General features: G+C 35.8%; 12 protein-coding genes. 9 read left to right on the top strand and 3 right to left on the bottom strand.

Features of this window, described 5'->3' with window-relative positions; genetic code table 11:
• Window positions 1-121 precede the first annotated feature (121 nt).
• Together CH364_RS11595 and CH364_RS11590 are read left to right on the top strand one after the other, a co-directional pair.
• The gene (locus tag CH364_RS11595; protein WP_100744046.1) at window positions 122-556 is read left to right on the top strand and encodes a hypothetical protein; all 435 of its coding nucleotides are present in this window, start codon (window positions 122-124) and stop codon (window positions 554-556) included.
• A gap of 44 nt (window positions 557-600) precedes the next feature.
• Window positions 601-2,979, top strand: a complete 2,379-nt coding sequence (locus CH364_RS11590) for a PAS domain-containing protein (RefSeq protein WP_100744045.1) — start codon at window positions 601-603, stop codon at window positions 2,977-2,979.
• On the opposite strand, the gene ahpF is transcribed toward CH364_RS11590, so the two are convergent.
• The 3 genes from ahpF to CH364_RS11575 form a co-directional block, all read right to left on the bottom strand.
• Window positions 2,965-4,524, bottom strand: coding sequence for an alkyl hydroperoxide reductase subunit F (gene ahpF / locus CH364_RS11585; protein WP_100744044.1), 1,560 nt, complete (start codon window positions 4,522-4,524; stop codon window positions 2,965-2,967). The genes CH364_RS11590 and ahpF overlap by 15 nt on opposite strands.
• 43 nt (window positions 4,525-4,567) lie before the next feature.
• A complete protein-coding gene (ahpC, locus tag CH364_RS11580; protein WP_100744043.1) occupies window positions 4,568-5,131 on the bottom strand; it encodes an alkyl hydroperoxide reductase subunit C in 564 nt (187 codons plus the stop codon).
• A gap of 100 nt (window positions 5,132-5,231) precedes the next feature.
• Window positions 5,232-6,149 carry a hydrogen peroxide-inducible genes activator gene (locus CH364_RS11575; protein ID WP_100744042.1) on the bottom strand — a complete coding sequence of 306 codons (918 nt, stop codon included), beginning with the start codon at window positions 6,147-6,149 and terminating at the stop codon, window positions 5,232-5,234.
• Between the two features lie 92 nt (window positions 6,150-6,241).
• On the opposite strand from CH364_RS11575, the gene CH364_RS11570 reads away from it, so the two are divergent.
• The 7 genes from CH364_RS11570 to CH364_RS11540 all read left to right on the top strand — a co-directional run bounded on the left by CH364_RS11570 (window position 6,242) and on the right by CH364_RS11540 (window position 13,139).
• Window positions 6,242-8,167: a PP2C family protein-serine/threonine phosphatase gene (locus CH364_RS11570; RefSeq protein ID WP_100744041.1), complete on the top strand. Its 1,926-nt coding sequence runs from the start codon at window positions 6,242-6,244 to the stop codon at window positions 8,165-8,167.
• Between the two features lie 4 nt (window positions 8,168-8,171).
• The gene (locus CH364_RS11565) at window positions 8,172-8,909 is read left to right on the top strand and encodes a LytR/AlgR family response regulator transcription factor (RefSeq protein ID WP_100744040.1); all 738 of its coding nucleotides are present in this window, start codon (window positions 8,172-8,174) and stop codon (window positions 8,907-8,909) included.
• A gap of 125 nt (window positions 8,910-9,034) precedes the next feature.
• A complete protein-coding gene (locus CH364_RS11560) occupies window positions 9,035-9,406 on the top strand; it encodes an LIC20211 family lipoprotein (RefSeq protein ID WP_100744039.1) in 372 nt (123 codons plus the stop codon).
• 8 nt (window positions 9,407-9,414) lie between these two features.
• Entirely contained in the window at window positions 9,415-9,813 is a 399-nt protein-coding gene (locus tag CH364_RS11555; RefSeq protein WP_243401358.1) for a hypothetical protein, read from the top strand.
• Entirely contained in the window at window positions 9,810-10,151 is a 342-nt protein-coding gene (locus CH364_RS11550; protein ID WP_100744038.1) for a hypothetical protein, read from the top strand. The genes CH364_RS11555 and CH364_RS11550 overlap by 4 nt, the downstream gene beginning before the upstream one ends.
• On the top strand, window positions 10,123-12,639 hold the full coding sequence (locus CH364_RS11545) for a TonB-dependent receptor plug domain-containing protein (protein ID WP_100744037.1): 2,517 nt from the start codon (window positions 10,123-10,125) through the stop codon (window positions 12,637-12,639). Before CH364_RS11550 ends, CH364_RS11545 begins: the two co-directional genes overlap by 29 nt.
• Window positions 12,639-13,139, top strand: coding sequence for a hypothetical protein (locus tag CH364_RS11540; RefSeq protein ID WP_100744036.1), 501 nt, complete (start codon window positions 12,639-12,641; stop codon window positions 13,137-13,139). The genes CH364_RS11545 and CH364_RS11540 overlap by 1 nt, the downstream gene beginning before the upstream one ends.
• The last annotated feature ends 1 nt before the right edge of the window (window position 13,140 follow it).

Genomic DNA, 13,140 nt, shown 5'->3' with positions numbered 1-13,140 from the left:
CTGTTCTACGACGGACACTTCCAATTGCCAACTCTTTCCTGAATGAAATGGAATAACTTTCTAAATTTTTTTATTAGGATCGGAATTTTCGCTATGCTTTTGTCATTTTGCAATTTGATTGATGACGATGTCACTATCTCAATTCAAAAAACAGTTTTTAGAATTAAATGCTCCCAATTCCTTTCCCATCGGGAATTACCAAGCGGATTGGCTCGGGCCCCGCTGGTTCCAAACTGGTGCACGCCTTAGTTTAAATTTTATGTCTTTTCGTCATTGGTGGGGAAAATCCTTTGATGGGTCAGAAATAGCTTACAATCTATTTTTACCTCCGAAAACAACCGAGTTCCAAATGCGTCATCCGATGAAATTATCGATTGGAAAATCGCGTCTAGACGGGAAGCCGAGTTTGATCCTTGAATACACAAAAAATGCGCCATTTCCCTGGCCCTACTTCGTGGACGAATTCCGGATCCTGAACGAATCGGAATTCCTTGGAATGAATTATTCTCGATTCACACCCCAATTGGCACTTCCCTTTCTTATTAGAAAATCCTAATTTAGGATGTTAAAATTTTCGAAAAGTTACGTCATATCGATGGTATGCGCCCTCCTCCGCCATCTCTGGAAATACAAATTCTCTCCGCAATGGAGGAGGTGATCTTTTCGGCGAATTTTCCAGAATTAGAAATCATTTACATTAGCCCTTCCTCAGAGACACTCACCGGATATCCAAAAGAATACTTCACTAATCAAAAAGATAACTGGAAAAATTTAATCCTCGAAGAGGACCGGTCCCTCGTTGAAGCGGCGTTAACGTCACTTCATGCTGATGACAAAATTAGAGTCCGTTACCGCATTCAAACCAAAAACAAAAAAATCAAATTTGTTCAATGCCAAGGAAGATTAATTCGGAACGAAACCGGAGAAATATTACGATTTGATGGAATTGTTGCAGATATCTCCGAATTACTTTCCTTACAAGATATTATTAAAAATGAATCTGGTGAAATCAAACAACTATTACTCGAAAACAATATATTGTTTAATGGAAGCCAAGATTCGATGTTTCTTGTGGAAGTAATGGACGAAGGAGATTTTATCATACGCCGTATAAACTTGGCTTATGAAAGATCTACTGGTGTTACACAAGCTTTCATCCAAGGCAAAACTCCAATCGAATTACTCGGCGAAGAATTGGGCCAACCAATTCTAAAAAATTTCAGAAATGTATTAAATGCCAAAACGACAATTTCGTATGAAGAAAGTATTCCCATGCCTGCAGGAACAAAAATTTGGACTACGGCACTAACTCCAATTGAGGTAAACGGAAAATTTAAATTTATTGTTGGTGCCAGTAAAGACATCACAGAACAAAAACGTGCAGAAATTGCATTAAAAGAATCTAACGAACGCTATGCCCTTATTTTAGAAGTAAGTTCAGATGGATGGTTTGATTGGGATTTGGTTAACGATACCGTGATCTATTCTCGTAGGTGGTGGTTAGAGTTTGGAAACGATGACAATGTTGACAACGTTCCCATTGGCTATTGGAAAAGTTTAATACATCCTGATGATTTAGATTGGGTTACTGAATTTTTAGAAAACATTATGCTCTCACAAAGAGAAACATTTGAATTCAGTTTCCAAATGAAAAAGAGGAAAGGGAACTACGCTCATGTTCTTTCAAGATGTTATATCCAAAGAGATTCGTCTGGAAACAAAATCAGAATGGTTGGATCTAATTCAGATCTCACAGAAACTAAAAAAATAGAATATACACTCCGCAAAGCAAAAGAAATGGCGGAAGCTGCCAATATGGCAAAAGGGAATTTTTTGGCTAACATGAGCCATGAAATCAGAACTCCTCTGAATGGCATCATTGGATTCACCGAACTTCTATTACACTCTTCTTTAAACGAGGAACAAAAAGAATATTTAAATAGTATATTTCTTTCTGGAAAAAGTTTATTATCCTTAGTAAATCAAATTCTTGATTTTTCAAAAATTGATTCAGGAAAAATGGAATTAGAATTCATTAGTACTGATTTAATTGATTTAATCCAATCTACTGTTGATCTTTTCCAAATTTCTGCTGCATCTAAAGCCATTCCACTGAAACTTCAGTTAGATCGCAACTTACCAAAATTTGTTTCTTTGGATCCATTACGAATTAGACAAGTACTTTCAAATTTAATTGGAAATGCGATTAAATTCACTCATGAAGGGAAAGTAGAAGTAACTGTCAAAGTGCAGAAACAGGTAGGTGAAATCATTGATATAGAATTTGCGGTGACAGATACAGGAATCGGAATTGATCCTAATTCACAATCTAAACTTTTTGATTCCTTTTCACAAGCGGACACTTCCATCACTCGTAAATATGGAGGAACAGGACTTGGACTTTCCATCACAAACGAACTCATTCAAAAAATGAACTCTCAACTTAAAATTGAAAGTGAACTAGGAAATGGAAGTCGGTTTAGTTTTGTTTTATCATTAGAAGTAAATTCATCTGGATCGGTTTCTTCAAACTTATTTGAGGAAAAATTAACTGCACCTGAAGAAACAGTCATTGTCGTAAACAAACAAGTCCAAAATGATATTTTGATTGTAGAAGATAATGATTTAAACAAAAAACTGTTATCAAAAATGTTATTAAAAAGATACCCCCATATACAACTTAGATTTGCTATAGATGGGGCAGATGCAGTCAAACAGTACCAACAAAAAGCACCAGATTTGATTTTTATGGATTTACAAATGCCGGTAATGGACGGTTATACGGCAACAATCGAAATTAGAAAACTAGAAAAAGGCACCAATAACAAAACTCCAATCATTGCACTAACAGCGGGAGCCTTTTTCTCAGTAAAAGATACGGCGATAGAATCTGGAATGAATGATTTTCTCACCAAACCAATCTCTTCCGCCGACCTTTATTCTGCTCTTGAAAAATGGTTATTATCAGGCAGCGTGTAATAGATATTCAAAGGCACTAATTGCCGCTTTTGCTCCCTCACCCATTGCTATGATAATTTGTTTGTAAGGTGTGTTTGTCACATCTCCACAAGCAAAAATTCCATCCACATTGGTTTTACATTTTTCATCGACTAATATTTCTCCAAATCGATTGGTCTCAACTAATTCCTTCACAAAACTACTGTTTGGTACTAGACCGATTTGCACAAAAACTCCATCTAAGGGAATGGTGTCCGTTTGTTCAGAACTTCTATTTTTATAGGTAAGACCTGTTACTTTTTCCGAATTGGATTGAATTTCCATAGTTTGAGTTTTAACCAAAGTTTTAATATTGGGTGACTGTGCCACTTTATCTAATAATACTTTGTCTGCATTGAGCTTATCACCAAACTCAATCAAGGTGACTGACTTTACGATACCACTCAAATCTAACGCTGCTTCTACTCCTGAATTTCCCCCACCTACAACAGCAACATCTTTGTCTTTAAAAAATGGGCCGTCACAATGAGGGCAATAAGCAACACCTTTCCCAACAAATTCTTTTTCTCCAGGGACATTCAGCTCTCGCCACTTGGCACCAGTTGAAAGTATCACTGTTTTTGTGAGAATTCGTTCACCCGTATTCAAATGAATGGTTTTTAATTTTCCTTGTTCAATTTTTATTACGCGTACGTTTTCTTTCTTTTTGATTTGGTTTTTATTTAGTTGTTCGGATAATACATTTGTCAACTCTGGTCCTGTTGTATAAGGCAAGGATATTATATTTTCAATTCCCATAGTATCCTTTACCTGGCCACCTAACCTATCTGCTATGACTAAAGTTTTCAATCCTTTCCTAGCAGAATATACTGCCGCAGTTATACCGGAAGGGCCACCTCCAATGACTGCTACATCATAAACCTCAGATGGATTGTTTAGGATCTCTGTTTCTTCGTTTGACTCAGGAACAGAATACAATTCTAAAAGTTTATCAAATATCACGGATGCTTCAGCCTTTCCTGAAAGAAAACGTTTTCCATTTAAAAATACAGCTGGAACTCCTTGAATATTTTTCTCTTTTACTAACTCTGGATACATAGCTCCATCGATCATGTTATGTGAAATTGATGGATTGATGAGTGCAAAACTATTAAGAGTTTGAACCACTTCTGGGCAGTTATGGCAATCAAGAGAAATGAATGTTTCAAAGTTCAAATTTTCTTTTAATTTTGATACGGCTGAGAGAATTCCTTCTTCTAATTTGATTGGATTTCCACCTGATTGCAAAATTGCCAAAATCAAAGATGTAAATTCATGACCCATGGGAATTCCTGAGAATTCAATTCCTGTTGGTTTTTCGTCAGAATAAATTGCAAACCGAATACCATCATTTTTTTCTTCTGAATGTTTCAATGAAATTTTTGAACTGAGCGATGCGATATCATTTAAAAATGCAACCAACTCATCTCTTTTTTCATGAACTCCCGAATACAATATGATTTTAACAGGATTTTTGATTCGTTCAAAATATTGTTTTACTTGTTCTTTTGTTGATTCATCTAACATAATAACCTCCCGATTTAGGCGGGTTAAACCCGCCTAACTTAGTTTAGATTTTTCCTACCAAGTCAAGACCTGGTTTCAAAGTTGTGTTACCTGGTTTCCATTTTGCTGGACAAACTTCTCCGTCGTTGTTTGCAACATATTGTGCTGCTTGCACCTTACGAACGAGTTCTTCAGCAGAACGACCAATTCCAAGATCATGGATCTCAGCAGTCTTAATCACGCCTTCTGGATTTACTACAAATGTTCCTCTAAGTGCTTGACCATCATCTTCAATCATCACTCCGAATCCTCTAGTGATCTTACCAGATGCATCACCTAACATTGGAAATTTGATTTTTTTAATGGTATCACTTGCTTCATGCCAAGCCTTGTGAACAAAATGTGTGTCAGTAGAAACTGAATACACTTCAACTCCCATTTTTTGGAGTTCCTCGTAATAATCTGCTACATCACCTAGTTCTGTTGGACAAACAAATGTAAAATCCGCAGGATAAAAAACAAAAACGGACCATTTTCCTAGAACGTCTTTTTTGCTAATTTTTTTAAAAGCACCGTTATGGAAAGCTTCCGTAGTAAAGTCTGGAATTTGTGTGTTGATATTGGACATTGAATATCCTCCTTTGTTGTTAAGAAGAATATACTCTGAATTAGATCATTTGTAAAATAAATACTATAAATGAATGGATTTATAAAAGCTATCAGCTTATTTAGTCTTGGTTGATCGAAACACCAATGATCTTAAATTTATCTTTGGTGTGGTATTCCTTTGGAATTACATCCAGAATCAAACTTGCAAGTTTTTTTAAAATTTTAGTCTTATAAAATCCTTTTTTATAAACCAAACTAATTTCCCGAGCTGGTTCCGGTGATTGAAATGGAACCACTCTTTCCGATGATTTTCCCACTGCTAACTTTGGTAAAAGTGTCACTCCGATCCCCATATCTACCATTCGTTTTAGAGTTTCGACACTCCCACTTTCAATTTTTGCCAGAGCATTTCGATTACAAATTTTTAAAGATTGGTGTCGAAAACAATGCTCCTCTCCAAGGACAAGCAACGGATATTTTTCTATATGTTTCATGGAAACAGAAGTTGATTTTTCTTTGGCATCTTTTGGATAATAAACTACAAAGGGTTCATAATAAAGCGGTTGTTCAACGATGTTTGAAATTTTAAGTGGGGTTGCAAGAATCCCTAAATCAATTTCCTCTGATTCTAATTTTTCTAATATAGTAAGTGTAGGAAGTTCAGAAATTCGAAAATTAACCTTCGAAAATTCTTTTTGTAAACTTAGATAAATTGAAGGGATGAGGTAGTTACTTACAGTAGGTATGATTCCAATTGATATACTCCCAGCTGGTTCATCTTTCCATTGACCAGCTATTTCAAAAAGTTTGTCAGCTTCCTTCAAAGTATTCTTCGCCTGATCGACCACAGCTTTTCCCAATTTTGTAGTAATGACTGGATTTTTTTTTCGATCAAATAATTCAAAACCAAGTTCCTGTTCCACTTTTTGAATTTGTAAACTCAAAGTAGGTTGAGCAACTAAACAATGTTCGGCGGCTTTTGCAAAACTCTTAAATTGATCCAAAGCAACGATGTATCGAAGTTGAGTAATTGTCATTTAGATTTGCTCCAAAAAAATAACTAAACCAAACAAGAGTATGAAAATCAACTTGCTTTCTCTCTGTACACAACTATCTTTAGCCGATAATGATGAGAATCCTCTCATTTATTTTCCCCATAGTCCTTACTACGGTCTTTTCGCTCTCCTCGGAACCACTAAAAGTAAGTTCTAAGTACCTTACGACGATGTCAGAGGGTTGGACATTTACGTCCCAAGACAAAACTTTTCCTATCCAAGTGGGAAAAGGGCTTTCTTTACAGGGAATAAAACCACCGGTCCACGGTTCCTATCAAACATCTTTTTATTACGAACCAGACAACAAACCCCTCGGTATATACTTAGACAGAGTCCAAGAGGTCGACAAACTTTTTGTGAATGGTGTTTTGTTAGGAGAGACTGGCAACGTTTCAGAGGAAGGTTTGTATCAACCAAACTGGTATTACAAACGATTGTATTTTATTCCAAGTTCTGTTCTCAAAGAAAACCAAACCAACCAATTGGAAATTGAAATCCACTTTCGCAACAAAACCTTTCAAGGTGGATTGTTTCGAAAAGTACCAGTGATGGGAAATTATGAACAACTCCAAGAATTCATCATCAAAGAAGATGGTCGTGATTTTTGTTTTATCATGTTGTTTTTTGGAATTGGTGCTTATCAAATTTTTTCAATCGTACTCAAAAGACAGGCCAAATCTAATTTCTATCTCCTACTTTCTACACTAATTTTTGTAATGTGGAGACTCCCACTTTTAAACATTAGTTATACATATACAAATTTTTCTTTTTTCTTTTGGTTAAAAGTTTTTTTTACAGCACAAACTTTACTTCCAGTTTCAATCTTTTTGTTTAGTTATTCTTTATTTCAAACAAAACTCAGAATCAAAGAACGATTGTTAATTTTTTTCCTTCTTTGCCTTGCCTTTTTACAAACTTGGGAACTTGAAATCCCCGCAAGAATTTTGTTACTACGAATATGGGAATTTTCATTAATCTTAGTTGTATTTTTTATTCTAAGAGGAGTCATTCGAGCTGCAAAAGCAAAAAAAGCAGAAGCATACTTTTTAACTGTTGGATTTATATGCATTTGTATTGGAACAACGATTGATATCATTATCGATGTGACATCAGGAAAAAATATTTATTTAACCCAATATGGTTTTTTAATTTTAATGATTCTATCGGGTGTTGCCATCTCTTACCGACACGCAAAAAATGAAAAAGAACTTTCAATCCTAACAAAAGACTTGGAAATCCGTGTTCGAGAAAGAACCCTTGAACTTAGAGAAAAAAACCAAGACCTCGAACAAGATTTATTTTTTGCTTCCCAACTCCAAAGTTACCTATTACCGAAAGAACATCCAAATACTATTGGAATTCGAATCCACACAACTTACCTACCAATGAAACAAGTTGGTGGTGATTTATACGACTGGGTAGAGTTAGATGAAAACCGTTTGCTTTTGTTAATTGCTGATGTGGCTGGACATGGAGTCCCTGCAGCCTTTGTTTCTTCTATGGTAAAGGTTCAATTTAGAGAATCTACAAAAAATATCAATTCGCCGAAAGATGTTTTGGAACATATGAACCAAGCTCTAACATCTCTTGTCAGCAGATATTTTATAACTGCATGTTGTGCTTTAATTGATTCAAAGACAAAATCCATTACCTTTTCTACTGCTGGCCACCCTAACCCACTCATTTACAATCGAGTCAAAGGTAAATTTGAATTTATGAATATCAAGGGACCTATCATTGGGTGGAGAGAATCGTTTACATACGGTGACTGGACTCACAAAATGGAGACAGGTGATCGATACTTTTTTTTCACCGATGGTGTCACGGAAGCTAGAGCTGAAAATAAATTGTTTGGTGAAGGCAAAATACTTGATCTACTGGAAAAGGGAAAAAACAAGGATATAAAAACATTATCGCAGGAAATTATCGTACAGATTTCCAAATTTTCGGAAGAAGAACTTAAAGATGATGTTACCTTTTTCTTTATTGATGTAACTTAAAACAATGGAATCATCCACTTACTCCGTATTAATCATTGAAGATGAATATCCAGCAAGGATGCTCATGATGGATTATATAATGAATTGTTCAGAATTAAAACTTTCTGGGATTGCTGAAAGTGGTGATAAAGCATTAAATCTTCTAAAAGAAAAACAATTTGATTTGGTTTTTATGGATATCAACCTGCCTGCAATCAGTGGGATGGATATTTTAAGAAAGGAACATAACAAAAATACATTTTTTATTATTACAACTGCCTATAGCGAACATGCGGTAGAGGCCTTTGATTTGGATGCGACCGATTATTTGTTAAAACCTTTTTCATTTGAACGATTTCGAAAATCGGTGGATAAAGCATTACGTTTTTTGCAAGAATCAAAACATACAAAAACTCAATTTTCAGAAAATTCAACAAATCTTAAAATTCAGTCAGATTCTGCTGTATTTCTATTACCTTTTCAAGACATTCAATTTATTTCTGCAAATAACAAAAGTTGTGTGATTCATACTTCACAAAAAGATTATGAAACCGCAAAATTACTCAAAGAAATTGAAGAAAAATTACCTTCAAAAAACTTTCTTAGAATTCACAAAGGATTTTTGGTTAATTTGGATTTTGTGGCAAGCCTTCGTTATGACAAAGGTGGATCCTATACAATCCAACTAAAAAATGAGGATGAAACAACTTTACCTGTTGGAAGATCCTTTGCACAAAATCTAAAAGAAGCTCTCAAATTATAACTAATTCTCGTTTCACTCCGGAATATGTAGCGTTCATTCCAAGTTAAGTAGTTAATCAACGTTAGTGCAAATATTCCATTGACCAATCTCACTAAAATGCGATTTGGACTTGGACGGAGTCTTTTATGAAACAAATTATCGCCATTACCTGCATTTTCTTTTTATCCTTAGTTTTAAACAATTGTGCTTCCTCTTCCGTAGGAATTGCTACGAGTAATAAACCAATCCCTAATACTCCTTACGAAACTGTCAAAACTGTAGAGAAAACCTTTACATGGTATGCATTGGATTTTATTCTCTTTGGGTTACCTTTCACGGAACCACCCATCACTGATTTATATGAAAAAGTTATGGAAGAAGATTCTGGCGATGCACTCGTGAATATTCGTTATTGGAATGATAAATCAATTTTTGGACCGCTAACTCGTTATCGATTTACAATCAAAGGTGATTTGGTTCGTTTTGGCTCACAAACAACAACTAAAAACAAAAAATAGTATTACGAATGAAAACTTCCATTCTCAGAATCTTTATTAGTTTTTTTTCTGCAATGATAATGGCGTTAGGTTGTATCGGTTCTCATGTCCCAAAAGACATTTACTTATACGATTCTGCGACGGTCGTTCGTTCCACAGATTATAAAATTCTTGGCAAAGGCAAAGGACAAGACTCAGCATTTTATTTATTAGGAATGTTTCCTGTCACTAAGGCACCTAATGTAGAACTAGCGATGAGTCAAATTCTAGAAAAATATCCTACAGGAAAAACTCTAATTAATATCAAAATCCAAAGAGAAGATAAAGCTTATTTTCCTTTAGGACTCGTAACAGTGATAAATGTTACTGCAGATGTCGTTGGTCAACCAGAAGAAACCGAAACACCAACTATCAAGGGTAACAAATGAAAACTCTAAATGGTTTTTTAATTGTTATCGCAATATTTTTTATCAACTGTGGCCCAGGTGTCGATCGAGTAGACACAAATGATGCGCAAAGCCAAGTGTATGCTGCTGCAAAATTTGCTTCAGAAAAATGCGGAAATCCTATTCCCAATCCACCTCTAGTGATAGTAAATAAACCAATCCAAAGAAATTTAGATTTTTGTACTATTGCGATTACACGTACAGAATGTCCATTTCTTGGATATCCATTACCTTGCACCCTCATTTACCTCGAACAAGAAACGGGAGATATCCCTTGGTATTTAAACTTCAATGAACTCAGCAAAATTCAAATTAAATAAACCTTTCTTATTTGGGATTTTCCTTTTTTGTTTCGGATCCCCGCTACTTGCGGTGAGTATTCGCGCAAAACTCATCAACCCTAAAAAGGAAATTGCAGAAAAGAATTTATCTGTTTTGATTTTCGAAACAAAAAAATTTGCGCAAACAGACGCAGAAGGAAATGTTACTCTTGATTTTCCATCTTCTGGCGAGTACACTTTGCGCTTGTTACGTGACACAGGTATCCAAGAAATAAAAATTTCTGTGGGATCAGAAGATGAATCTCGCACCATTTACACCGAAAAAAAAGCAAGTGCTCCAAAAACTGGAATCGTCGTAGAAGGGGAACGGGAAAAAACTGTAGCCTCACGAACTAAGGTTCGTTACGAAGAAATCAAACGAATGCCAGGAACTTTTGGTGAAGCTCTGCGTGCATTAGAAACACTTCCAGGTGTCATTCCGAATATCGGATTTGGTGGTGGGGCAAACGGAATCATTGTACGTGGTGCCAACCCAAATGCAAACACATATCTTTATGACGACCTTCCTATTTTATATCCATTCCACTTAGATGGACTAACATCTGTCATTCATAATGATTTAATCAAATCTATAGATTTATATTCAGGTGCATATCCAGCAAACTTTAATAATGCGACTGGCGGTATCATTGAAATTGAAACTATTGATTCTGTTCAAAAAACAAAAGGTGCATTTCAGGTTTCCCTATGGAATACAACTGCTTACGCTGCCACACCCACTTCAGGTGGAAAAGGTTATCTAGCAATTGCTGGTAAACTTGGATATCTGGATAAATCGTTAGGAGCGACTGGTCTATTGCCTGAAGGAATTCGTCTACCTCGTTATAACGACTCACAAATTAAATACGTTCATAACTTCACACCCGAACACCAAATATCTTTTTATAACTTAACAGCACAAGACAACTTTGCGATTAATGTTCCGAACAAACCTGCAAACGACCCAACAACTTCTGCCTTTGCACTTCTTAGTGGAGCCAAAGCAAGTTTTGGACAAAGTTTTCGGACAACTGCATTAAGATACACCTGGATTCCTGGTGATAAATTCCAGAACCGTGTTACTTTGATTAACTTTGACCCTATTGGTGAATACAACGTTGGATTTGGAACCATCCAAGGTAAACAATACCAAAGAGGAAGTTATGTCGGTGTTCGCCAAGATGCGTATTGGACAGCAACAAAGTTTCTAAAAGTTGATTTTGGTACGGAAGTCAGAAAGTTTTCCTTTAGAGATTATGGAACGGAAGTGGCATTACGCGACCCAACCAATCCATCACCTAACCCTTATAATTCTGCAAATCCAGACTTCGTAGGTCGACCTATCAGCATACAAGGAAATTCACCTTATTACAATGCATATACGACTCTACACTTTAAATTTGGAAATTTTGTATTTGAACCTGGTGCACGTTACGACTATGTGCAAGTTACTGGAAACGGTGCTTTAACTCCAAGGGCCACTGCTTCTTATACCTTCCCAGAAGTTGGGAAAGGTATGACTATTTATGGAAGTGGTGGAGATGTTTCAAGATTTCCTTTAACAACAAATTTCAATTCAGAAACAGGAAACCCTGATTTACGTTTTGAAAGAGCAAGAAAGGTAAGTGCAGGGATTGACCAAAAAATAGATCAAGTTTGGCAAGTGAAAATGGAAGTATTCAAAAACCAATTCACTGATACTATCATTGATGATCCATATGTTTCCACTCCCGTTGGATTAAACCCGGATAAAGGGCAATGGTTAACACAACCTATCGTCGCCAATCGTCCATTAAACTATTCAAACAGAGCGTCTGGATGGTCACATGGATATGAACTATTAATTCGTAAAAATGCGCGTCCTGGCACAAGAGACTGGTTCGGTTGGATTTCCTATACTTGGTCTCAATCATTTCAAAACACAAACTTATATCAAGTTTATGAAGGGGATAATACACAAGTAGGTGGAATCGAAAGAAAAATTCTTGCCGCATACTTTCCAAATTCAGTCGAACAGTTAGCACCCTGGGATAGAACTCATGTTGCCAATTTTATTTATGGTTGGAGGGTGAGCGAAGGTTACCAAATTGGGGGTCGATGGAGTTATTTAACAGCGATTCCAACTCGTCCAGTTGTCGGGGATGACGGCGGTAAATTTTCAAATCCTCTAAATGGACTCACTTATTGGAATCCACAATATTCCAACAACCCTTACACATCAGAATACGGATATGTAAAACGCGGAACAGATTTTCATAGGTTCGACATTCGATTTGATATATTTGAAAATTATTCTTGGGGATATTTAAACTGGTATCTAGAAATCGTAAACGTTTATATGAGAAAAAATAAAAATGGATATGATTTCGATAACTCTAGACCTTTTTCTGCTACAAACCCCAAAGAAAATGACACATTTGGAACCTTACAACTGCCAGGTGGAACAGTGATCCCATTCTTTAACGTTGGAATGGAGGTGCATTTCTAATGAAGTTTTTAGCAATTATATTTGGCATTGTGATGATCTCCTCTTGCACTGAATCTAAAAAATTTGAAGATTCATATAAGGAAACGGTGTTATTACAATACCTAACTACACCAAACGCACCTCAAGAGACATGTGAATCAGCGATTACAAACAAAGATCTTTGTTTCAAGGCTTATGCGACTGCTGCAGGGGGAAGTTTTACAGACACACCGGCAGCAACAAAAACTGCAACATGCCAAGGATTGATTAGTTCGATTTACAAAAATATGTCTGGAATTGCACAAACTTGTTCGTTCAATTGCCAAGTTACTGATTGGAAATCAAAAACATCATCTGGAATTTGTGCACAATCAACTATTGCCAATTTGATTGAATCTAGTTTAACATCGACTACAGTAATTTCCTGTTTGCGATCATGTTTTGCATCCACAAACAATCAAATTAGTAACGATCAAATTCCATTATATTTATTATTTAATAACATTCAAAACGGAGGATAAT

Origin of the sequence: Leptospira harrisiae (assembly GCF_002811945.1) — a bacterium.
GTDB classification, from domain to species: Bacteria; Spirochaetota; Leptospiria; order Leptospirales; family Leptospiraceae; genus Leptospira_A; species Leptospira_A harrisiae.
The sequence above is the reverse complement of the archived record's forward strand: the minus strand, read 5'-3'. Positions and strand labels throughout refer to the sequence as shown.